Origin of the sequence: Geobacter metallireducens GS-15 (assembly GCF_000012925.1) — a bacterium.
In the GTDB taxonomy this organism is placed as follows: Bacteria; Desulfobacterota; Desulfuromonadia; order Geobacterales; family Geobacteraceae; genus Geobacter; species Geobacter metallireducens.
On record NC_007517.1, the window covers coordinates 2,095,682 to 2,118,438 of the forward strand.

General features: G+C 59.7%; 17 protein-coding genes and 1 tRNA gene. 2 read left to right on the top strand and 16 right to left on the bottom strand.

The window, feature by feature from the left end; genetic code table 11:
* Positions 1-30 precede the first annotated feature (30 nt).
* The 16 genes from GMET_RS09500 to recC all read right to left on the bottom strand — a co-directional run bounded on the left by GMET_RS09500 (position 31) and on the right by recC (position 20,509).
* Positions 31-1,248, bottom strand: coding sequence for an aspartate kinase (locus tag GMET_RS09500; protein ID WP_004511964.1), 1,218 nt, complete (start codon positions 1,246-1,248; stop codon positions 31-33).
* A 57-nt stretch (positions 1,249-1,305) separates the two neighbouring features.
* The gene (gene tsaE / locus GMET_RS09505; protein WP_004511963.1) at positions 1,306-1,788 is read right to left on the bottom strand and encodes a tRNA (adenosine(37)-N6)-threonylcarbamoyltransferase complex ATPase subunit type 1 TsaE; all 483 of its coding nucleotides are present in this window, start codon (positions 1,786-1,788) and stop codon (positions 1,306-1,308) included.
* A 6-nt stretch (positions 1,789-1,794) separates the two neighbouring features.
* On the bottom strand, positions 1,795-2,244 hold the full coding sequence (locus tag GMET_RS09510; RefSeq protein WP_004511962.1) for a CBS domain-containing protein: 450 nt from the start codon (positions 2,242-2,244) through the stop codon (positions 1,795-1,797).
* A 20-nt stretch (positions 2,245-2,264) separates the two neighbouring features.
* Positions 2,265-3,809 carry a bifunctional ADP-dependent NAD(P)H-hydrate dehydratase/NAD(P)H-hydrate epimerase gene (locus GMET_RS09515; protein ID WP_004511961.1) on the bottom strand — a complete coding sequence of 515 codons (1,545 nt, stop codon included), beginning with the start codon at positions 3,807-3,809 and terminating at the stop codon, positions 2,265-2,267.
* Entirely contained in the window at positions 3,806-4,186 is a 381-nt protein-coding gene (locus GMET_RS09520) for a holo-[acyl-carrier-protein] synthase (protein ID WP_004511960.1), read from the bottom strand. Before GMET_RS09520 ends, GMET_RS09515 begins: the two co-directional genes overlap by 4 nt.
* A gap of 7 nt (positions 4,187-4,193) precedes the next feature.
* On the bottom strand, positions 4,194-4,913 hold the full coding sequence (locus GMET_RS09525) for a pyridoxine 5'-phosphate synthase (protein ID WP_004511959.1): 720 nt from the start codon (positions 4,911-4,913) through the stop codon (positions 4,194-4,196).
* A complete protein-coding gene (glmM, locus tag GMET_RS09530) occupies positions 4,914-6,269 on the bottom strand; it encodes a phosphoglucosamine mutase (RefSeq protein WP_011365883.1) in 1,356 nt (451 codons plus the stop codon).
* A gap of 23 nt (positions 6,270-6,292) precedes the next feature.
* Complete coding sequence (locus tag GMET_RS09535) at positions 6,293-6,688, bottom strand: CdaR family protein (RefSeq protein WP_011365884.1); 396 nt, start codon at positions 6,686-6,688, stop codon at positions 6,293-6,295.
* Positions 6,685-7,452 (bottom strand): diadenylate cyclase CdaA, encoded by a 768-nt coding sequence (gene cdaA, locus GMET_RS09540; protein ID WP_004511956.1) that lies wholly within the window; start codon positions 7,450-7,452, stop codon positions 6,685-6,687. Before cdaA ends, GMET_RS09535 begins: the two co-directional genes overlap by 4 nt.
* A 62-nt stretch (positions 7,453-7,514) precedes the next feature.
* A complete protein-coding gene (gene folP, locus GMET_RS09545) occupies positions 7,515-8,387 on the bottom strand; it encodes a dihydropteroate synthase (protein ID WP_004511955.1) in 873 nt (290 codons plus the stop codon).
* On the bottom strand, positions 8,387-10,213 hold the full coding sequence (ftsH, locus tag GMET_RS09550; RefSeq protein ID WP_004511954.1) for an ATP-dependent zinc metalloprotease FtsH: 1,827 nt from the start codon (positions 10,211-10,213) through the stop codon (positions 8,387-8,389). Before ftsH ends, folP begins: the two co-directional genes overlap by 1 nt.
* A 101-nt stretch (positions 10,214-10,314) precedes the next feature.
* Complete coding sequence (gene tilS, locus GMET_RS09555; protein ID WP_238378896.1) at positions 10,315-11,745, bottom strand: tRNA lysidine(34) synthetase TilS; 1,431 nt, start codon at positions 11,743-11,745, stop codon at positions 10,315-10,317.
* A 55-nt stretch (positions 11,746-11,800) separates the two neighbouring features.
* Positions 11,801-11,877: transfer RNA gene (locus GMET_RS09560), tRNA-Met, on the bottom strand.
* A 72-nt stretch (positions 11,878-11,949) separates the two neighbouring features.
* Complete coding sequence (gene recD, locus GMET_RS09565; RefSeq protein WP_004511952.1) at positions 11,950-13,731, bottom strand: exodeoxyribonuclease V subunit alpha; 1,782 nt, start codon at positions 13,729-13,731, stop codon at positions 11,950-11,952.
* On the bottom strand, positions 13,721-17,323 hold the full coding sequence (gene recB / locus GMET_RS09570) for an exodeoxyribonuclease V subunit beta (protein ID WP_004511951.1): 3,603 nt from the start codon (positions 17,321-17,323) through the stop codon (positions 13,721-13,723). The genes recD and recB overlap by 11 nt, the downstream gene beginning before the upstream one ends.
* A gap of 3 nt (positions 17,324-17,326) precedes the next feature.
* The gene (gene recC, locus GMET_RS09575) at positions 17,327-20,509 is read right to left on the bottom strand and encodes an exodeoxyribonuclease V subunit gamma (RefSeq protein ID WP_004511950.1); all 3,183 of its coding nucleotides are present in this window, start codon (positions 20,507-20,509) and stop codon (positions 17,327-17,329) included.
* Positions 20,510-20,825: 316 nt separating this feature from the next.
* Between recC and GMET_RS09580 the strand changes: the two genes are divergently transcribed.
* Positions 20,826-21,278, top strand: a complete 453-nt coding sequence (locus GMET_RS09580) for a MarR family winged helix-turn-helix transcriptional regulator (protein ID WP_004511949.1) — start codon at positions 20,826-20,828, stop codon at positions 21,276-21,278.
* Entirely contained in the window at positions 21,275-22,633 is a 1,359-nt protein-coding gene (gene lpdA, locus GMET_RS09585) for a dihydrolipoyl dehydrogenase (protein ID WP_004511948.1), read from the top strand. Before GMET_RS09580 ends, lpdA begins: the two co-directional genes overlap by 4 nt.
* Positions 22,634-22,757 lie beyond the last annotated feature (124 nt).

Genomic DNA, 22,757 nt, shown 5'->3' on the forward strand with positions numbered 1-22,757 from the left:
ATACACGAATACGCTGAAGTTAATCTGAAGCTATTTGCCGGAAAGGCCGAATGCCTCGTGGAGCACCCTCACGGCGAGTTCCGTGTACTTGGCGTCAATAACGACAGACACCTTGATCTCGGAGGTGGAAATCATCTGAATATTGATTCCTTCATTTGCAAGGGTTTGGAACATCTTGGTGGCGACACCGGCATGGCTCCGCATGCCGACGCCGACGATGGAGACCTTGGAAATGCTTTCATCGGCCGACACGCCCGTTGCCTTGATCTCAGTGGCAATTTCCTTGGTGATGGCAAGTGCCTTTTTGAAGTCGGCCTTGGTGACAGTAAAAGTGAAATCGGTAAGATCGCCACCACTCACGTTCTGGACGATCATATCGACCGAGATATTGGCATCGGAAAGGGACGACAAAATCTTGGCGGCAATCCCCGGTTTGTCCGGCACGCCCAGTACGGCAATCTTAGCTTCATTCTTGTCGTAGGCGATACCCGAAACGAGTACAGCTTCCATGTCCTTATCCTCCTTGGTGACCATAGTCCCTTGATTGTCATTGAAACTTGAGCGGACATGTATGTCCACATTGTATTTCTTGGCAAATTCGACTGAACGAATCTGGAGCACTTTCGCTCCAAGGCTCGCCAGTTCCAGCATCTCGTCGTAGGAAATCTTATCGATCTTACGGGCGTCCTCACAGATGTTGGGGTCGGTGGTGTAGACACCGTCAACGTCGGTGTAGATCTCGCAGACATCGGCCTTCATGGCGGCAGCCATGGCCACGGCCGAGGTATCGGAACCGCCGCGCCCCAACGTGGTAACGTTGCCGTCCTTGTCTATCCCCTGGAAACCGGCCACGACAACGATAGTCCCGTCCTTGAGGTCAGCCCTCACCTTTGCGTCGGGAATCTCTTCAATGCGGGCCTTGCTGAAGACGCTGTCGGTAATGATCGGCACCTGCCAGCCATGGTAGGATTTTGCTTTGTATCCCATGGATTTGAGACACATGGCGAGAAGGGCGATGGATACCTGTTCGCCCGAGGCAACCAGAACGTCATACTCGCGGTTATCGGGAAACTCGCACACCTCATTGGCCAGGGCCACGAGCTTGTTGGTTTCGCCGGACATGGCCGAAACGACGACCACCATATCGTTGCCCGCGTCGTAGGTCTTGGCGACCCTCTTGGCAACATTGCGGATCCGTTCAATCGATCCCATTGAGGTGCCGCCGTATTTTTGGACCACCAGAGCCATCTACCGTTCCTCCTTTACGTATCGAGTCCTAATGAATACGCCGCTTCGCGTCGTCCCTTAATAGCAGGAATCCAAACGACGGTCAAAACATTTTTTTAATAATGCCTCATGGTTTGAGCCGTGCGAAATAAAGTCGATACGCCGCTCGGTATCGCTTAAATAATCAAATATAATATCAAGACGTTCCGTTAGGATATCAGAACCAAGCCGTTCGGCCCACTCGACGAGGCAGACTCCATTCCCATCGAAGTACTCGTCAAAACCGAGTTCTGCTGCATCATCGACGCCACCAAGACGGTAGAGATCGAAATGGTAAAGTCTGATTCGTCCCTGGTACTCATTCAGAAGGGTAAACGTAGGACTTGTAATGGGTACAGAGCTATCAATACCCAGACCGGAGGCTACCCCCCGTACAAACTGGGTCTTGCCTGCGCCCAACTCTCCGGTGAGGGCGATAAAACTCCCCGGCTCCAGCAGTCGCCCAAGCCGCTCACCCAGCCGGATAGTCTCTTCAACACTGTGCGAAGTAACTGAAACCACAACGCGCTACTTCACCATTGTTCTGATGAGGTCAATGCGGGAAACCATGCCGACGAGCCGTTTTCCCTCCACGACCGGCAAAGCATGGAGCTTCTTGCTGCTCATGATATCGGCCACCTCGCTCACGGGGGTATCCGGCGTTACCATCTCCGCAGTGTCGGTATAGAGATCCCCGACAGTCTGGCCGGTCATCTTCTGGAGTTCCTTTTCGAATTTTTTCTCGCTCTCAAGGTAAATAACCCAGTCGAAAAGAGAGATGACCGTAGGTATGTGAAGGCTTTTATCCTGTTCGATAAGGTCCGATTCAGTGACGATGCCGATGAGGTTGCCGCTCTCATCCACTACCGGTACGCTGCCGACCCGATGTTTCGTGAATATCTCCGCCAACTCCCTGATTGTGGTTTCCCTTTTGACCGACACGACATCAGTCGTCATTATATCTCGTACTTTCAACATATTAGCATCCTTTCTTTCAATTATAGGGTTAGCGTTTTGAATGCCCAGGGGAGTCTTTCCTGAACGTCGACGGCCGACATGCCGATTTCTCCCTTGTCGGCTGCCACCAAATCTGCGGCGTGACCATGAATGAACACGCCGAGCCGGCAGGCGTCAAAGGGTTCGTATCCCTGCCCCAAGAGAGATGCCAGGATGCCGGTAAGGACGTCACCCATCCCCCCCGACGCCATACCAGGGTTACCGCTCCCGTTGATGGCGACCCGTCCGTCCGGCGCAGCAATGACCGTACGGGCACCTTTCAGTATCATATACACGCCATTCTGTTCTGCAAACTCACGCGCCGCAGCAATCCGGTCTGCCTCGATAATCGCGGTGGAGGTGCCGGTAAGACGGGCCATTTCGCCCGGATGCGGGGTAAGGACGATGCAGTTGCTCCGTTTTCGCTGCAAGATGGCGGGGTCTTCGGACAGGGCGTTCAGACCATCGGCATCTATCACAAGAGGGGTCTCGATCTTGGTGACGAGATGGCGGATAAGGCGTGCAGTGTCTAAATGCCACGAGATGCCCGGCCCCAACGCGACGGCTGATTTGCCGCCAATGGCTTCGAGCAGTGCCGGCGCAGAATCCTGCACCAAGCGTCCGGCACCGCCATCGGGAAGTGGCAGGGTCATGGCCTCGGTGGTTTTCATTTCCAGAATGGCGTTGAGGCGTTCGGGAACCGCCAAAGTCACCAGTCCCGAGCCGGCACGAACCGCACTGTTTGCAGCCATGGCAGCGGCACCGGTTTTGCCGGTGGAGCCGGCAACAACAAGACAATGGCCGAAGCTCCCCTTATGGGCGCGACGATCCCGAGGACGAACCAGACGACAAGCCGTCCCATGGTCGACAAAATCGTACCCTTCGGCATCAGCGGCAACCTGAAGAGGGATGCCGATATCAACTACACGGAGATCGCCACAGAGCTCGGCACCGGGATAAAGGACATGGCCAAGCTTGGCAAGGGCAAAGGTAACGGTTACATCAGCCTTGACCGCGACGCCGAGAGTCCGACCGGTCCCTGCGTCTATCCCCGAGGGAATATCAACGGCCACGACCGGTTTTCCCGCAGCGTTCAGAAGGTTAATCGCCTCGGCAAAGCTACCCTGAACCTCACTCTTGAGACCCGTGCCGAAGAGGGCGTCTACGATCACCGATGCCCGTTCCAGGTGGGGGGCAAAAGGAGCGAGCCCTGCCGGAGGAGGCGAAAACATGACGGTTTCTGGATCAAGGCGATCCAGGTTAACCTTGGCATCACCGGCAATCTCTTCGCGCAGGGCAAGGACGACGGTCTGAACTTCCCACCCTTCCTGCTGCAGAAGCCTGGCAATTACATATCCGTCGCCACCGTTGTTCCCCTTGCCGGCAACAACGAGCACCATCCGTCCCGCAGCCGGTCCGAATCGTTCAATAATGGCCGCAGCGCACCCCTGGCCGGCATTTTCCATGAGGTCAATGCCCGGTATGCCGAATTCCTCGATGGAGCGACGGTCCATCCGCTGCATGGTTTCGCCGGTAACAACCTTCATACCCGCTCCAGAACCACCATGGCGACGGCAAAATTCCCGTCATGGGAAAGGGATACAAATGTCTTCGAGAGATTCATATCAGCGAATAGCTGTTGTGCCTTGCCGTAAAGTCGCAGGTCCGGCTTGCCGAGGGAGTCGTTGACAACCTCCACGTCATGCCAGGTCAATCCTTCGCGAAGCCCGAGGCCGCACGCCTTGAGAAAGGCCTCCTTGGCTGCGAAACGAAGGGCATAGTGCTGGGCACTGTGGGCCTTTCCCGCACAGTATTCTTGCTCATGAATGGTGAACAGGCGCTCGAACAGACGCGTATTCCTCTCTTCCAGAAAACGCTCGAAGCGGGTTATGTCGACGATATCAATGCCGGTGCCGAAAATCACGGATACCTCAGGCGTACTTGATGAGATCCACCATGTCGCGCACTGCCCGGTCGAGTCCCACAAGGACCGCCCGGGAGATGATGGAATGGCCGATGTTATACTCCTCGATGCCCCCCAGGGCCGCAACCTTCCTGATGTTGGTGTAATTAAGGCCATGACCGGCATTGATACCGAGACCGAGCTTGGCGCCAAGCTTAATGGCGTTCCCAATCCGCTCCAACTCATCCTGCTCGGACTTCCAATCCTTTGCGTCGGCAAAGGCCCCGGTGTGTATCTCGATGTAGTCGGATCCAACCTTGCTGGAAGCCTTCACCTGGTCGGGGTCGGGATCGACAAAGAGGCTCACCGCGATGCCGCCATTCTGGAGCCTTTCCACCGCTTCAGCAATCCCCTGCATGGCAATTCGCACATCCAGTCCACCTTCGGTAGTGAGCTCCTGACGCTTTTCGGGAACGAGAGTGCACATGTCGGGCTTTACGGAGAGGGCTATGGCAACCATCTCTGCCGTTGCCGCCATCTCCAGATTGAGCTTGGTCTTCACGGTTTGGCGAAGGAGTTTCAGGTCCCGGTCCTGGATATGACGGCGGTCTTCCCGCAGGTGAATGGTAATCCCGTCGGCTCCGGCCAACTCCGCCAGAGCGGCGGCAGCCACGGGATCGGGTTCCACTCCTCCCCTCGCCTGCCTGATTGTTGCCACGTGGTCAATATTTACGCCAAGCTTTGCCACCTACTTCCCTCCGATCTTCTTCTCAACCAGGTCGGCAATCTCCTTGGCCCACCCGGTAATCTGGTATTTGTCCTGACCTTCCAGCATGATCCGCAACAGCGGCTCAGTGCCGGAATAGCGGATGAGGATGCGCCCCTCGTCCTTCAGTTTATCTTCTACCCCCCGGATGAGTGCAGCCACCTCGGGGATCGTCATGATATCCTTTTTCTCGGTAACCCGCACATTGACGAGGACCTGGGGAAGCGGAATCATCACCTCGGCCAGCTCGGAGAGAGTCTTGCCGCTTCGACGCATGATGGCGAGGACCTGGAGGGCGGAGAGCATCCCGTCCCCCGTGGTGTTGTGATCAAGGAAGATCATGTGCCCTGACTGCTCGCCGCCGAGGTTGTAGCCTCCCTTCAGCATCTCCTCCACCACGTAGCGGTCCCCGACTGCCGTCTTGATCACCTTCCCGCCAGCCTTTTTCACGGCTATGTCGAGCCCCATATTGCTCATAACCGTTGCCACGAGGGTATTCTTGCGGAGTTTCTTATGTTTGAGCATATCTGTGGCGCAGATGGCCATGATGTGGTCGCCGTCCACCTCGTTGCCGAATTCGTCCACAAAAATGACCCGGTCGGCGTCGCCGTCAAGGGCTATGCCCAGATCGGCCCGGTGCTCCTTGACTGCCTCGCTGATCACCTCGGGGTGAAGCGATCCGAAGCCGGCATTGATGTTAGTGCCGTTGGGCTTGATGCCGTAGGGAATGACCTCCGCCCCAAGCTCCTCCAGGACTGCCGGCGCCACCTTGTAGGCGGCACCGTTGGCGCAGTCGAGGACGATCTTCATCCCCGTGAGATCAAGCTCCTTGGGGAAGGTGTTCTTGAGAAAGACCACATAGCGCCCCACCGCATCGTCGATCCGGTAGGCCTTCCCCACCTCGGTGGCAATGGGGCGCAGGGAATCGATCTTCTTGGAAAAGATCAGCTCCTCGATCTTGAGTTCCATCTCATCGGGGAGCTTGAAACCATCCCGGGAGAAGAACTTGATGCCGTTATCCTGAAAAGCGTTGTGGGATGCCGAGATGACCACTCCCGCGTCAGCCCGCATGGACGAGGTGATATTGGCAATGCCCGGGGTTGGCAGTGGCCCTACCACGAGTACGTCTACTCCCATGGAACAGATACCGGCCACCAGGGCGTTCTCCAGCATGTAACCGGAAAGGCGGGTATCCTTGCCAATGACGATCCGGTGCCGCCGGTTGCCGTTCTTGAACAGATAGGCTGCGGCACGGCCGATCTGCATGGCCATTTCCGTCGTCATGGGATAAACGTTCGCCACGCCGCGAACGCCATCAGTACCGAAAAGCTTCTTCATATAACAACTCCTGGATAGCGAAATTACGGTTTCTGGACTGTTTTGGAACGGATCAGCCTTACTTCAACCGTTGCAGGAAAAAGACGGGTGATTGTTGCTTCCCGAGGGAGACCGAGCCTGCGTTCAAGACCCGTGAACAGCGTGGTTCCCTCGCCCACCCCCCGTGCGTCGAGCGGAATGATAATCCTTTCACTACGGAGCTTCAATAAAAGAATTTTCGGCCCGGCAACGGTTACTGAGGCCTCCGTGGGAACGGCGCTAGCCACAGAAAAGCCGGGAGGTAGGTTGCGCAGTTCCAGGGGCACCGTAAGTTCCAGTTCGGCGGTGCGTCCTCCGGATACGCCACCCCATACGATCACTGCCAGAATGAGGGAAAGAAGCTTGAGGTCCCAGTTGGTTGAGAAATTGTTCCAGTTCATGACGACAGCCATTGGGGCTCTATGAGCCGTTTGAGAGCTTTACGGAGACTACCCCCATCGGGCATGGGCATAAGTTTGCCACCGATAACCACAGACATCTGGCCTGTCTCCTCGGAAACCACGAGGGCCACGGCATCAACCACTTCAGTAAGCCCCAAGGCTGCCCGGTGTCGGGTGCCAAGGCTCTTGCTGATGGCCGGGTTCTGGGAGAGGGGGAGAAAACAGCCGGCCTTTGTCAGTTTACCACGCTGGATAACGACAGCACCGTCATGGATGGGCGAATAGGGGAGAAAAATAGAGGTTAGAATCTCGCTCGTTATCTTTGCATCGATCTCGGTTCCGGTCTGGAGGTGGGCCGAGACTCCCATCTCACGTTCGATCACGATAAGAGCACCATGCCGGCGGGCTGAAAGATCAGCCAGCGCCGTTGTAAGGCCGTCGATGGCCTCAGAGGCCTCTTCAACCTCATAATCCCTTTCCTTGCCACTCCTTCCCAGGCTGACCAGCGCACGACGCAGGTCATGCTGGAACACAATGACGAGTATGATGATGAAGGAGCCGAACAGAGACCTCAAAATCCAGTGAAGTGTGTCAAGGCCGACAAGACTGGTAAGAAAGTAAAGTGTGCCGAGAATGGCAAGAATGAGAAGAAGGCGTGCGGCTACCTTCCCCTTCAGGAGAAGGATAACCCGGTAGATAATGAAGGTGACGAGCGTGATGTCTACCAGATCTCGCCACCCGAAAAGCTGAAGGGAATCGGGCATCGTAGGCACCAGGCCGCTGGAAGTTCGGCGGCGTTACAAACACGGAAAGCTCGTTCAGTGAATCAATACGCGTGGGGGTGAAGCACGGCATGGGCCATATCCGCCACGTCGCGCATCTCACGTACTTCGTGGACCCGAATGATGGAGGCACCGTTGGCGACTGCAAGGGCCACCGTTGCCGCTGTGCCGAACAGGCGTTCATCCACGTTGCGGCCGAGAATGGTACCGATAAACGACTTGCGAGAGGTTCCCACAAGTATGGGGAGTTGGAGACTGGCAACATCCCGAAGTTGCCTCAGTATCTCGAGGTTGCCCTGAACGCTCTTGGCGAAGCCAATTCCCGGATCAACAACAATCCGTTCCTTGGAAACTCCAGCGGCTTCCGCAATCAACACGGACTGACGAAGGAAATCAATCACCTCGGCGATCAGGTTGCCATAAGCGGTATCCCTTTGCATGGTGTCGGGTCTGCCGCGGGTATGCATCACCACCAGCCCGGCATCGGCTTCCGCCACTGTGGCAGCCATGGCCGGGTCAAAGGTAAGGCCGCTTATGTCGTTCACGATTTCGGCGCCGACGCGGAGCGCCTCACGAGCCACAACAGCCTTGTAGGTATCCACCGAAATCGGCACCGGAATGCGTCCTGCAAGCCGTTCGACCAGAGGAATGACCCGCCGAAGTTCCTCATCGGCATCCACCGGTGCAATATTGGGGCGGGTGCTCTCCCCCCCGATATCGACGATGTCCGCCCCCTGTTCAACCATTTGGTGAGCGCGCTCTTCCGCACGGTCAAGATCAAGGTAGCGGCTGCCGTCGGAAAAGGAGTCAGGGGTTACGTTCAGGATCCCCATGATGCAGGGACGCCGGGAGAGGTCAAGAGACCGCTTCGCTAGCCTCCAGAAAGACGGAACCACGATTTCATCGGATTTTCCCATCAGGAGGCAGGAATTTCCTCGGAAGCCGGAACCGTTCCCCTGACGGACCTGACGATCTGCTCCACTTCGTCGCCAGTCAGGTTTTCCTTCTCAATAAGCTCCAGGGAAAGCTTGTGGAGAATATCGATGTTGTCCCTGAGAAGCGTGGTTACGCGGCTGTAACTATCTTCGACGATCTTGCGGATCTCGCCGTCGATCTCCACGGCTGTGGCCTCGCTGTAGTTCTTGTGCATGGACATGTCGCGGCCCAGGAAGATCGACTCCTCCTTCTTGCCGAAGGACACGGGGCCCATCTTGTCGCTCATGCCCCATTCGCAGACCATCTTGCGGGCAAGATCCGTGGCCCGCTCGATATCGTTGCCCGCACCGGTGGTGAGGCTTCCAAAGATGATGTCCTCTGCGGCACGCCCCCCCATGAGAACGGCGATGCGATTGAGGAGTGCTTCCTTCGAGTAGCTGTGCTTGTCCTCGCTGGGGAGCTGCATGGTGATTCCCAAGGCCCGGCCGCGGGGGATGATGGAAACCTTGTGAACAGGATCGGAACCGGGGATGAGCTTTGCCACCAGGGTATGGCCCGCCTCGTGGTAGGCGGTGTTCTTCTTTTCGTCCTCGGAGATGACCATGCTCCGGCGCTCGACCCCCATGAGGACCTTGTCCTTGGCATCGTCGAAATCCTGCATATCCACAACACTCTTGTCCTTGCGCGCAGCAAGAAGCGCTGCCTCGTTCACCACGTTGGCCAGATCGGCGCCCGAAAAACCGGGGGTTCCGCGGGCAATGACATCGAGATTGACGTTGGGCCCCAGGGGGGTCTTTTTGGTATGAACCTTGAGGATCATCTCCCGCCCCTTCACGTCGGGCTGGGGAACAACGACCTGGCGGTCGAAGCGGCCGGGACGAAGGAGAGCCGGGTCGAGAACGTCGGGACGGTTGGTTGCGGCGATCAGAATGACACCCTCGTTGGACTCGAAACCGTCCATTTCAACCAGAAGCTGGTTAAGGGTCTGTTCGCGCTCATCATGTCCGCCGCCGAGTCCTGCCCCGCGGTGGCGGCCGACAGCGTCGATCTCGTCGATGAAGATGATGCATGGGGCATTCTTCTTCCCCTGGACGAAGAGGTCACGGACTCGGGATGCACCGACCCCCACGAACATCTCGACAAAGTCGGAACCGGAGATGGAGAAGAAGGGAACGCCCGCCTCGCCGGCCACGGCACGGGCCAGGAGGGTTTTGCCGGTTCCCGGAGGGCCAACCAGGAGCACACCTTTGGGGATACGACCGCCGAGCTTGGTAAACTTCTTCGGATCCTTCAGGAACTGGATAATCTCCTCCAGTTCTTCCTTGGCCTCGTCGACGCCTGCCACGTCCTCGAAGGTGATCCGTCCTTGGGCCTCGGTAAGGAGCTTAGCCCGGCTCTTGCCGAAGGCCATGGCCTTGCCGCCACCCCCCTGCATCTGACGCATGAAGAATATCCAGACACCCACCAGAAAAAGAAGCGGGAACCAGGAGATGAAGATGGAGAACCAGGAAACCTTCTCTTCCTCCGGCTTGGCTGAAATGCTGATCTTCTTCTCGAGAAGCTTGTCCGAGAGCGTGGCGTCCAAGGGCTTGTAGCTTCTGAACTCCTTGCCGTCGGCAAACTTGCCGATAATTTCATTTCCCTGAATGGTTACCGCATTCACCTTGCCCGCGTCGACGGCGGTGATGAAGTCGCTGTAGCTCAACCGCTCAGAGGTGGTGCGCGGTTTATTGAACAGGTTAAAGAGAAGAATCATCATCAAGCTGATCACAAGCCAGAGCGCCAGGTTTTTGTAGAACTGGTTCAAGGATAACCCCCGTGGATGTGTCCTACGGCCTTTCGGCCATTGTATGTGCGATGTATCTAACTAATTGAAAAAAGCTATCATAACCCATGGCCGTTGACAAGTCATTTAAGGGCAATTCCCGTGCTGGTTCGGACCTCTGCGAGCACGGTGCATACAGTCTTTTCAGTGACACGGGCATGGTGGCCGGTACGGTACCCGCAGACCCAGACAAGTTCACTGTTGCTGAAAACCAGGGGAACGAGCCGCCGGCGTTCCCGCGGGACTTTCTCGTCGATGAAGATATCCTTGACCTTCTTGGTCCCCGTCATTCCGAGGGGGTTGATCCGGTCGCCGGGGCGAAACCCTCTCACCACCCAGGGAAACGGCGCGCAATCAAGGTCAAAGCATGCCCGCTCCGAAGGGAGCGTTACCAAATCCGCGGGGGGCGAAACGACATCAATCACCATCTCCCCACCATCGGGCAGCGGATAACATCCCGGCCCCTCGATGATGAGTTCATCTTCCCACTCAATACCGGCAACTCCCGCCGCCTTGAATGTTACGAGTCCGTAAGCACGAACAACCCCTACCCCTCCCGGTACAGGGATATGGAGGTTCGGTTTTGGTGATCGGACAAGACCATCTATCTGCAGTACGTGTTTGTAGCTAAGCCCCCGTAACGTTCCCATTGCGAGGGCAACGGCCCGGCGGTAGATACGGTAGCGCACTCCCCGTGGCTCACGGAGCAACCCGGCCACGTCAAGAATCACGCCTTCACCGGAGTGCTCCCGTGCAGTCCGCTTCAGAGCCTCGTCAGCAACGGTTTCAAGCACCTCCTCATCTACGGCAAGAAGATCGGCAGTCACCGCGAGGCGTCGGGAAATCTCAGGATTAAAACGAACGAGATGGGGGATGAGCTCGTGACGGATGCGATTACGGAGAAAGGCCGTGTCAGCGTTGGATGAGTCGATACGGAAGCGAAGCCCCCGGCCATGGAGGTACCCTTCAATCTCGGACCGTGAGAGCGTGAGGAGCGGACGCACGAACCGCCCGTCCCTGCGGGGGGCCATGGCAGAAAGCCCCGTGACGCCAGCCCCTCGAAGAAGCCTCAGCAGCAGGGTCTCGGCCTGGTCGTCGGCATGGTGGGCAAGGGCCACGGAGCGGGCGCCGTACTGCGTCGCTACCCGGTCGAAGAATTCATAACGGGCACGGCGACCAGCATCCTCCAGGGAGAGGCGCTCCCGGATACTCAAGGCCCGCACGTCAGCTTTTTCACCTGCGAAAGGAAGGCCGCGGGAGGCGGCGAGGTCGGCGACAAAGCGCTCGTCTCCGTCAGACTCGGCGCCACGCAGAGAATGGTTCAAGTGGGCGACGACAAGGTTCAAACGGAGGTCTGACAATGAGATGAGGATATCGAGAAGGGCAACAGAGTCGGCACCGCCGGAAACGGCAACAACAACCGTATCACCGGGAGTGAAAAGGGAATGCTCAGTGGAAAAGGCAAGGACTTTTGCGTGGACCGATCTCACCGGCTCACTCCTGGAAGCTCTCATGCAAAGGGGATAAACTAAAAAACCCCTCTTAGTCCAAGAGGGGTCAGTCTAGATATGGTGGCGGTGCAGGGACTTGAACCCCGGACACTACGGATATGAGCCGTATGCTCTAACCAGCTGAGCTACACCGCCGCAAAAGAGACGTGACAAATACCCCATCTTTTATCAGGTGTCAAGAAAAAACTCTCACAACACCCCTGTCCCTTACTTGGTCAGAGCATTCCGCAAACCCGACCTGCGCTCGACCCGGCGGGCCACGGCGGCATTGAACACCGCTTCTCCGCACCAGAGTCCAGCCGCCGCGCGGGCGCGGGTGATGCCGGTGTAAAGCAGTTCCCGGGTCAGCACCGGGTTTTCGACGGGGGGGATCACCATGAGTATCCTGTCGAACTCGCTCCCCTGGCTCTTGTGGACCGTCATGGCAAAGACCGTTTCGTGGGGCGGCAAGCGCAGAGGCGACACCTTCCGGACACCTTCGGTTGCGGATGGAAAGAAAACAGCGAGGGTATCGGGATTCTCCGGGTCGGGAAGTGTGATCCCGACGTCGCCGTTGAAGAGTCGCAAAGCGTAATCGTTGACGGTCACCATGACCGGCCGCCCCCGGTACCAGCGCCGGTTCGGAGAGATGATCCCCCTGCCGGCAAGTATCCGCTCGATTGCACTATTGAGGCCGGCAACGCCATACCGACCTTCCCGCACGACGCAAAGCACCCGGAACCGGTCGAAGTCGGCCAGGACCGTTGCGGGATCGTCATGGGAGAGGTAATCGCCGTATCCCGAAATGACCTCGGGGGCAAGGGCCTGCTCCAGTGCTTCGACGGACGGGGTTTCGCGCCAGGCAACGCCGGAGGTGCCCTCTTCGCGAAGGAGCGCCAGAGCACTGTCCCCGTCCCCGTCGTTGATGGCGCGACTGAGGGCGCCGATGCCGCTGTCGGCACCAAAACGATAGTTTTTGCGGAGGATAACTAGGGAATCGGCAAGGGGTGAAAGTGGTTCATCACCTGAGCCCATTTCCAGACGCTCCCCCGTGGCCTCTTCAACATAGCGACGGAACTCCGTCGAATACATAGGTGTATCGCCAGTGTCGCAGATGTCGCCCAGGACGGCGCCGGCTTCCACCGAGGCGAGCTGATCCCGGTCCCCCAGGAGGATGAGGCGGGCCTTGGGCGCCATTGCCTCCACAAGGCGGGCCATGAGGGGGAGTGCCACCATTGAGGCCTCATCGACCACCACCACGTCGTGGGGTAGCGGGTTCCCCCGGTTGTACCGGAAACGGTTTGCCCCCGGAATCACCCCCAGGAGCCGGTGGATGGTCGTCACATCATCAGGAATCCGGTCCTGCACCGGGGTCAAGCCGGCAAGCCCTTCCCTGGCCCCGCGGATCGCATCCTTGAGCCGCGCGGCAGCCTTTCCCGTGGGCGCCGTGAGGGCGATGCCCAGCCCGTCGTCGCCGGATTGCTCCAGGAGCAGGGCGATGATCTTGACGACGGTGGAGGTCTTTCCGGTTCCCGGCCCGCCGGAAATGACCGTGAAGCCGCTGCGCAGTGCGGCTGCCGCCGCTATCCGCTGCCAGTCGGTCTCCCCCCCATCGGTGGGAGGGCCGAAGAGCCGTACCACCCCCTCTCCCAGCAAACGGCAATCCACCGGATAGGTCCGCCCAGCGTTATCTCTTATTTTTTCAGCAAGTTCCCTCTCATACTTCCAGTATCGGTAGAGGTAGAGCCGGGTATCGTCAAGGATCAGCGTGGCAAATTCACCGGGACTTCCCACAACACCGGATGAGCGCAGGAGTTCGGTATAGCAGCCGCTCTCCTCTTCCCCTTCCGCTTCAGCGGCGAGGTCGACACAGATGTGTCCCTGGCCAACTGCATTGCTCACCCGGAGGGCCGCCCGCCGCAACTCATCGCTCCCGTTCCCGGCAAGGCGGCAGATAAAATCGGCGAAACGGAAATCTATGTCGCGGTAGTCGCTGGTTTCAGGCGCCATCATTGTGCTCCTTCAGTGCCACCAGGCACGAGGTAAGCTCGTCTATCAGCCCCTTCGGGGGGATATCGTGGTAGATGCCGCAGCCGGGACGCCCGGGCTCCACCCCCCTGAGAAAGACATACAGGGCACCGCCGAAGTGGGTCTCATACCGGTATCCGGGAACCCGCTGCTTCAGGTGAAGGTTGAGGGCCACCGTGTAGAGGAGGTACTGGAGAGGATAGAGCTTGCGCTCCATCTCCCGGCCCAGGTTCTCACGGCCATAATCGTCAACACGGTTGCCAAGATGGTTCGATTTCCAGTCGATCAGGTAATATTTTCCCCGGTGCTCAAAGACCATATCCATGAAGCCGCGCACCATCCCCTGCACTGGAGAGAAATCAAGCCGGGCGGCCACTTCCGCAAGGGTGGCACCGTCGGGAAGTGCACCCCACCTGCGCAGCACCGCAGCCACCTGTTCTGATCCCACGAACCGGAGGGGGAAGAAGAATTCCATCTCAGCGCGCCAACTGTGCGGCGCCAGGTCGGCCAACCGGAAAGCACTATCCCCTTTGTCCAAGGGGGCATCCAGGACGTTGCGAACCATGGCACAAACCGCCCCGCGCCACTCTTCGCCGAAACCGTGGCGCGCCAGTTCCTGGGCCACGACGCTTACCACCTTTGCGTCGGTGGCAGCGGCAAAATCAAGGTTCTCGAAAACGGCATGGAGGACAATCCCCGCCTGGGATCCCTTGGGGAAGGCAAAAATAGTCCCCTCTGCCGGCAAAACCTCAAAAACTGCCGTTTCGGAATCGGCAACGACGGTGGCAGGCTGGTCCCGGTCGGGAAGTTCCTCCTCGGGGCGGTGCCGTGCCGCAAAGGAGGTGAAGCTCGCAACCCTCCAGTCGCTCTCGATCTTTCTGCCGAAGGGGGGACAAACTGGAGTTGCCGCTCCCTCCGGCCCTGACCGAAAACTTGCGGCTTCGGGCGCAGGATCAACGGTAACGGCAATGGCCCCTCCCCCCTCCTCTTTCAGGCCATCAAGGCGTTTCAGGAGCGCCTCATCGGAGATACCCTTCATCACCTCGCCAAGTACCGCCTTAATGTCGCATTCGCGGCTGTCGGCGGGATGGTGGAGGAGATAGGCCAGGGCCGAGGTCTCGGCGTAGCGGAACTTGCCCCAGACCAGATAGCAGCGGTGCCTGGCCCGGGTGAGGGCCACGTAGAGAAGCCGGACGTTTTCGGCCAGGGCCTCGTTGCGCGCCTTCAGGCGTCGGGATTTATAGTCGTCAGAACCGAAATCGGCCACCATCCGGTAGCCGTCGTGGCAGACGGCCGTATCGTCGTCATCCCGGACGCCCCCCCAGGTGAAGGGGCAGAAGACGATGGGGTATTCGAGCCCCTTGCTCACGTGGACGGTAACGATCCGTACCGCCTTTTCGTCCGATTCGAGCCTGATCTGGTACTCCTCGTCGGGAGGGGGCGAATTTACCCGCTCGCCGAACCAGGCGCATAGGGGGGCCACACCGAGACTCCCCTCCATGGCGGCTCCATGGATAACTTCACCGCAATGGAGGACGTTGGTAAGCCGCCGCTCCCCGTCCACAAATGGGAGAAGCCGCTCCCGCACCCCCTCCCGGGCCAGGAGGGTCCGGAACATGGTCATGAAGCCGCGTCCCTGCCAGAAATCGTGGTACTCCCGAAACGCTTCGAGTCGCTCCTCCCAGCCCCGCTCGTCCTCCAGGAGGCGGGCGATATCGTTGCCAGACATGCCAAGGATGGTCGTGGCAAGGGCGGCCCGCACCCTGGTTTCGCTGGATGGTTCGGCGACAGCTTCCAATATCCGGCAGATTTCCCGGGCCTCTTCCGTAGCAAAGAGGCTCATGGCACTCTGGACCACCGACGGGATACCGAGCCCCCGCAGCCCTTCCTGGACAAGGGCAGCCTCCTTGTGGCTCCGGACGATGACGGCAATGTCCTCGGGCACCACCCCCCTGCCGTCGATGGTGGCTCGCCCCTCCCGGCCGTCGGCGAGCAGCCCGGCAATCTCGGCCCCCACAGCCATCACTATTCGTTCCCTGGCCGGCCCCATGGATATGCCCGCGCCGTCCTCCGGAGTCCGTGCCATGAACCAGAGCTGGAGGGGGGCCGGGTCGCGGCCGTCGAGAAGGAGGGGCTCTTCCCGTTTAGCCGCCGTCACCTCCGGGTAGCCGATGGCTTCCACCACAAAGGGGGTTTCACGCTTCTGCCGAAACAGGGCATTGATCCCCTCCACCATGGATGGGGTGGAGCGCCAGTTCTCCCCCATGGTGAAGCGGTTCTCCGCGGGGACATCGTTCCGGGCCTCCAGGTAGGCGAAGATATCGGCCCCCCGGAAGCTGTAGATGGCCTGCTTGGGATCACCGATGAGAAAGAGGGGTGTGGCCGCATCCAGGTAGATCTCCCTGAAGATCCGGTACTGGACCGGATCGGTGTCCTGGAACTCGTCGATGAGGGCCGCCCGGTAGCGGCTTGCGAGCCGATCGGCCAGATCAGCCCCGGTGGGCCCCTGGAGCGCCCGGTAGAGGTCCGTCAGGAGATCGTCGTAGGAGCGGACGGCCCGCTCAGCCTTGAGGAGGGAGAGACGCTCCCTGGCAAAGGTAAAGAGGCTCCCCTTGAGGGCCAGGAATCGCTTCTCCACGATGCGGAACAGCCGGTCACAGAGGTCGAAGAAAGGGTGCTCCGGCGGCTCGTTCTTTTGCAGGGCCTGGCCCTGGATATAGGCGGTGGTGAACTTCTCGAACCCCGGGCAGAGATCCCACGGATTACCCGAGGCAGTGTAATCCGCCATCCCCTCCAGAAGGCCGGGAACCAGGTCAGGGTGATAGTTTTTCTGGGCTCGGCGCAGCCCCTTGTGGGTGGCGATTATCTCCTCGATCTCACCCCGCCTCGACTCCCACATACGGGTCAGTTCGCCGTAGAGGGCCTCGCACTCACTGACAAGGGCCGCCACCTCGTCGTCGCCGTAGAGGGGAACCACCAGCAGTTCAGGGTTGCCGAGCTTCCCCCGGAGGAAGCGGGCAAGCCCTTCGGGGGACCACTTGAGCCGCAGGGCGTGGGGAAGGAGCGGCGCCTCGGCCCCGAAGAAGCTTTGGCGCCAGAAGTCGTCAACGATCTCCTGAATGAGGGGGTTCTGATCGGCCAGAAGCTCCGTGTCGTAGAGGGAGCCGCTCTCGAAGGCGTTTTCCTGCAGGGCCCGGGAGCAGAAGCCGTGGATGGTGGAGATGGCGGCGCAGTCGAAGGTCCGCAGGGCCAGGTCGAGGCGCCGGAGGGCTTCCTCGGTCCCCGGCCATTCTTTCCGGTTGGTGTCGCCCATCTTCAGGAGGAAGTCGTCAGTCGTTCCGGCCCCGGCGAAGACATCGCGGGCCTCCCGCAGCCGCTCCCGGATCCGGGAGCGAAGCTCCTTGGTGGCCGCCTCCGTGAAGGTGACCACGAGGATCTCCTCGGGCTTGAGCCCCCGTTCCACCACAAGTCGCAGGTAGAGGCAGGCAATGGCGTAGGTCTTGCCGGTGCCGGCGCTGGCCTCTATGAGGTTGCGGCCCGATAGGTCGATGGTGAGGTTGTTATAGGTTTCCATCGCTTACTCCCCCTTGCCCTGCCGATGCTCGTTCAGGGGGCCGAATACCGCCCGGGCGATCCGCTCGAATTCCCCGTCGAGGGGGTCGATGCCGCCGAAGCAGAGGCGGTAGTAGGGGTCGTCCCCCTCGGGGAAGAACTCCCCTCCCCAAGCGTTGCGGGCAGCGGAAAGCTCTCCCTTTACCGCATAGGCCGCCGCCGTGCGGGGGAAGAACCGGAGCGGCTCCCGGAGCCCCTGCCCGTAGAGGCCGAGAAGGGTCTCCAGGTGCACCATGGGATTCGGCACCGGCTCAAACCGCAGGGAAACATCGGTTGCAACAAGGATGCTTGCGGCCGGATACCCCTCCTGGGCGAGAAGATTCAGCAGCAGATGCTCGATCCAGAGCCGTACCTGATCGCGCCCCGAACATTTCGCCCCCTTATGGCGCAGAAGCGCCACGGGCCAGATATCCCCCAACATCCCGGTGATCCGGTAAGGCCCCAGGGCAAGGTCAACGGGGAGAGGATCCAGCGGCGACCTTCCACCGGTCAGCGCCCTGATCTGTGCAGCCAGATCCTCAACTCCGTCGCCAAGCCCCCGGAACAGGAGCTCCCCCTGGCGGGCCGGCGGCAGTATCCCCCGGGCCCGGGCCACGGCAAAGGTTTCCCGCGGTTCCCGTCCCGCCAGGGCCAGGTCCAGCATCTCTTCCCTGAGCCGGTAGGCGTCGAGGGAATCAATGGCAAAGGGCTCCCGGTCTTCCAGGGGAGGCGGAAGCTCGTCGAGCCGGATGCCGAGCCGGGTCCGCACGAAGTAGCGGGCCGGGTTATCGAAGAAGTAAAGGAGAGCTGAAAGGGAGACCGTCAGCAGTTCATCCGGAGGCTCCGGCAGGGGCTCGGTGATGAAGGTAGGTACCGCCACGGCACCCTTCAGGCGTTGGGCCACGGCCCGGCAGTTCTCCTCCGAGTAGCTGAAAAGCGTGCCGTCGCCGGTGAAGTAGGTCGGGCTGAAGGGTTGAAGCCGGTGCTTGCTCACGAGTTTTTTCGGGAAGTCCGGAGTGCCGTCCGAGAAGCGGCGCCCCAGGTAGTCGAGAAACTCGTCCACGAGGACCGATGGAGGAAGCGTGCTGTTGTCCCGGATGCTCTGCCCCGTGTAGCTGATGATAAAATGCCGCCGGGCCGACAGAAGGGCCTCCAGGAAGAGGTAACGGTCCTCGTCCCGCAGGGAGCGGTCTCCCCGCCGCCGGTCCCGGGCTATGAGGTCGAAGCCGGGGGGGGTGTTCCGGCGGGGGAAAGCACCGTCGCTCATGCCAAGGAGCGCGATGACCTTGAAGGGGATGCTCCGCATGGGAAGCATGGCGCAGAAGGTGACCCCGCCGGTCATGAAGCCGAGCCCCCGCACCTCCCGGTCGAGCCGTCCCCGGAGCCAGGCGCGGATCACCGGCAGCGCCACCGCGCCGCCGAATCCCGCCTCGTCCCGCACCGTCTCCAACTCGGTGAGAATGCCGTTCAGGGTGGCCAGGTCAAAAGCCCCCTCCTCCCCAGGGGCGAAAAAGTCGTCGAGAATCCGCCGGCAGAGCCGCACCCACTCCGTCAGGGTGCGGGGGCGGTCCAGTTCGTCCACCAAGGCGTGGAGCCCTTCCACGAAGCCCGCAAACCGTCCCAGGACCGCCGGTCCCTCCCCTTCCATGGCGTCGAAGGGGAGAATCCCCTCCACCATCCGGCCATCCTCCTCTGGCATGGCATATCCCAGGATGAGCCGGTCCAGCCCGGCCCGCCAGCTGTGTTCCCGGTAGGGGGGAAACCCGGCACGGCGCCGCTCCTCACCGTCCATTCCCCACCGGATGCGGGTCTCCTCCAGCCAGGTGCGGATCAGTTCCAGATGGCCGGCATCGAGGCCGAACCGGCCGTGAACCGGGGAGGAGGCCAGGATCTCCGTGACCGCGGTCACCGGGAACCGCTTGCCGGAAAGGTCGAGGATTGCCAGGAACGTCTCCGCAAGCCCCCCTTCCCTCCGGATGCTCCGGTCGGCGATGGAGTAGGGAATCTTCAGCCGCGGGTCCCGGCACCCGTCGAACACGGCGGAGATATAGGGGGCGTAGGTCTCGATGTCCGGCGTCATGACGAGGATATCGCGGGGGGTGAGATCGTCCGCGGAGGCAAAGAGGTTCAGGAGGGTGTCGTGGAGCACCTCCACCTCACGCATGGGGCTGTGGCAGGATGAAATCAGGATGGAGCGGTCCGCCGCGTCCACGGGGCGCTGGTCGCCGCTGCTCCCCTCCAGGCGGAGGATGTCGTTCTGCACCATGCCGAGGAGGGTCGTGTCGGGGGCATCGCCGTAGAGGTCGGTGTCGCCGCCGGCCGTGGCGCCCAGCTCCACGAGGGTATCGGAAAACTCCTTCCCCAGGAGCCCCAGGGAGGCCAGGAGGGGGTTCCCCTCGATCCGCACCTCCCGCTCCTCCGGAGAGAGCCGGGCGATGATCCGCTCGGGGAGGATGTCGGCCCAGTACTCCCGGCAGGGGCCCATGACAAAGAGGTTCACCTCGGTGAAATCGGCGATGCGCCGGAAGACATCCAGGTGGAACTGGGGTAAGTACGAGATGCCGAAGACGGTGATCCGCTCCGGGAAAAGCGCCGTGTCCACCTCTCCCCGGGCCAGGCGCCGGAAGAATTCGCTACGCACCGCCTCCCGGTGGAGCCCTCTCCCCTCCCCCGCCAGGGCGCGCCAGAGGACGGCCTGCCAGTGGTCCTCGGTTCCCTGTTCCCAGCGGGCGATCATGTCGGGACGGAAGATCGTGTACTGATCGAAGGTGTCGGCGATCTTCCCGGCAAGCTGGTAGAGCTTCAGCTCCCGCTCCTCCCCTGCCAGGTATCCCGCCAGGGGTGCAAAAGCCGGCTGGTCCAGGAAACCGGAGAGCAGCCCCATGATCCGCCACGACAGCACCGCCGGGTCGAAGGGGGATGCGGCGGGGAGATCCGGCAGGGCCTTCCGGAACAGGTCCCAGACAAAGGCATTGGGGAACGGATAGGCACCGTTGGCCCAGACGCCGGTTGCCGTTGCCAGCTCCATGGAGAGCCAGCGCTGCATCCCCTTGCTCTGGACAACGATCACCTCCGGCGCCAGGGGGGCGGCCAAGGGGCGCCGCAACACCTCGACAAGCCGGTCGACAAGGTGCTCCATCCGGTTGCTGGAGTAGAGGAAAAGGGGCATGGGCGGGCTCCACGAAAGAAATATTCTTATAGGTGCATCGTAGGAGGACAATGCGTCACAATACGTCTCGAACTTGCTTTGCCGTCACCAGGGACATCAGACTATACGCTTTTTCCGGGAAAAGGAAGGGAATGAACCTTCTCAGTACCGCCACGATCCTTCCTGTTACATCATGGTTAAGCTGTTGTTCGACCCGCCGGTAATAGGTTAGCACGGTGAACCACTTTGTCCGGGGGGTTAATTTGCCCTTGACAAGCATAGCCGGCTATGTTTTTTGTATAGCCAGCTATATAATTAGCAACTACGGGGGAAAGAAATGCATGAAAACCTGTGTTCCAAATTGAACTACCTGGCCCGCTTGCTGCTCTCGAAAGTCAATGAGGAAACAAGCCATTTCGGGGTCACCCAAGGGCAACTGCCGGTTCTTTGCTGCTTAAACGAAAAGGAAGGGCAGACCCAGTCAGAACTTTGCAAAAACATACAGGTTGAGCAGCCGACCATGGCCAACACGTTGCGGCGAATGGAGCGCGATGGCCTGATTTATCGGAATACTAGTGAGCATGACGGGCGCCAATCGCAGATTTTCATATCAACCCAGGTCCGTCCGGTGATTGAAGTTCTGCAGGCGAAACGCGACGAAGTTATCTCCAGAATGTTGCGGGAGATGTCGGTTGAAGAGCGGGACACTTTCGAACGGTTAGTCGATATGGCGGTGAAGGGACTTGATGACCGGCACCAACAGACTGAACGAAAAAAGGAGGATGTGTGAAAAGCTTTGATGTGGTCATTATCGGCGGTGGCCCTGGCGGAATCAATGCGGGAATAATGCTCAGCAAGGCGGGCAAAAATGTTGCCCTGATTCAGGAAGAGGCGGTCTCTTTCGGCGGCACCTGCCTGAATAGCGGCTGTATGCCGACAAAGTCGCTGTTAAAGGCCGCGACGGCTTACCGGTACGCCAAACAGGCAGAAAGATATGGTTTGGACCTGCAGGCGGGACCCGTCGATTTAGGGAAACTGTGCGCCGTTACTGAAACAGATCTCAACATGCTGCGTGGGGCGATCAAGGGAATGCTCGCGGAAACCTCGATTACGGCATTCCGTGGGAACGGCTCTTTCGCGTCGGAGCATGAAGTCACGGTCACCATGGCCGGTGGCGAGCAGGAGACGATCTGGGGCGAAACGATCATTATTGCAACGGGTTCGAGCCCCCGGGAACTCCCCTCGGCGCCCTTCGACGGTTTGCACATCCTTTCGAGCGACCAGATGCTGACCAACACCGACCTGCCGAAAAAACTCCTGATCGTCGGTGGAGGTGCGATCGGATGTGAGTTCGCCACCTTGTATAAAACGTTTGGCAGCGAGGTCGTACTCATCGAGGCGATGGAAACCCTTCTGCCGCGCGAAGACCGCGACGCCGGCAAAAAACTGCAGGCAGCCTTTGAAGCTCAAGGGATTACCGTCAGGACCGGCACGTCGATCGACCGGCTCATCGTAGTAGATGAAAAAATCAGGATACAATTTGACAATGGCGACAGCATCGATAGCATCGACAAGGTTCTGGTCGGAATCGGCAGGGCTCCCAACATCGAGGGGCTGAACCTGGAAGCGGCCGGCCTGCGAACTGAGCATGGCGCCGTCAAGGTGAATGAATTAATGCAAACCAATGTGCCGCACATCTACGCCATCGGAGACGTGACCGGTGGGCTGACGCTGGCCCATGCGGCACAAAGGGAGGCGCAACTGCTGGTCCAAAATCTGCTGCATGGGAGCAGCCATGCTCTCAAAGAACTGGCTGTCCCCCGGGTGGCTTTCAGCTATCCGGAGGTGGCAGCAGTGGGGGCATCCCAGGAAGGAAACGGCATCAGGGCCTACACCTTACCCCAGGTTCCCAATGGACGTTCAGTGGTGGACAAGGTTGCCCCGGCCTTCGTGAAGCTTTTTTTGAAGGAGCAAACCTCTGAAATCGCCGGAGCGGTAATCATCGGAGAGGCGGCGACAGAAATCATACACGAGATGGCATTGGCGGTGGAGAACGGCCTTACCCTGCAACAGGTGGGTAATACGGTTCATGTCCACCCGACCCATTCTAAAAACATCCTCTATGCGATACAAAGCTGCGGTTAAAACTCCGCAGCCATTCACCGCCTCGGTGTGAAGGCCGGAAAATACGTAAGGGAAGCAATCTTCCGGACAAATCCTTTTTCGGAGACAACCACAAGAGCAATGGCGTTTCTTCTGTTGACACTTT

What these genes read in the sequence shown, in the direction of transcription:
- recB (WP_004511951.1), bottom strand. Translation starts at nt 17,323, where the DNA reads ATGGAAACCTATAACAACCTCACCATCGACCTATCGGGCCGCAACCTC.
- GMET_RS09500 (WP_004511964.1), bottom strand. Translation starts at nt 1,248, where the DNA reads ATGGCTCTGGTGGTCCAAAAATACGGCGGCACCTCAATGGGATCGATT.
- GMET_RS09535 (WP_011365884.1), bottom strand. Translation starts at nt 6,688, where the DNA reads ATGAACTGGAACAATTTCTCAACCAACTGGGACCTCAAGCTTCTTTCC.
- recD (WP_004511952.1), bottom strand. Translation starts at nt 13,731, where the DNA reads ATGGCGCCTGAAACCAGCGACTACCGCGACATAGATTTCCGTTTCGCC.
- cdaA (WP_004511956.1), bottom strand. Translation starts at nt 7,452, where the DNA reads ATGCCCGATTCCCTTCAGCTTTTCGGGTGGCGAGATCTGGTAGACATC.
- recC (WP_004511950.1), bottom strand. Translation starts at nt 20,509, where the DNA reads ATGCCCCTTTTCCTCTACTCCAGCAACCGGATGGAGCACCTTGTCGAC.
- GMET_RS09580 (WP_004511949.1), top strand. Translation starts at nt 20,826, where the DNA reads ATGCATGAAAACCTGTGTTCCAAATTGAACTACCTGGCCCGCTTGCTG.
- folP (WP_004511955.1), bottom strand. Translation starts at nt 8,387, where the DNA reads ATGGGAAAATCCGATGAAATCGTGGTTCCGTCTTTCTGGAGGCTAGCG.
- GMET_RS09510 (WP_004511962.1), bottom strand. Translation starts at nt 2,244, where the DNA reads ATGTTGAAAGTACGAGATATAATGACGACTGATGTCGTGTCGGTCAAA.
- glmM (WP_011365883.1), bottom strand. Translation starts at nt 6,269, where the DNA reads ATGAAGAAGCTTTTCGGTACTGATGGCGTTCGCGGCGTGGCGAACGTT.
- tilS (WP_238378896.1), bottom strand. Translation starts at nt 11,745, where the DNA reads ATGAGAGCTTCCAGGAGTGAGCCGGTGAGATCGGTCCACGCAAAAGTC.
- GMET_RS09515 (WP_004511961.1), bottom strand. Translation starts at nt 3,809, where the DNA reads ATGAAGGTTGTTACCGGCGAAACCATGCAGCGGATGGACCGTCGCTCC.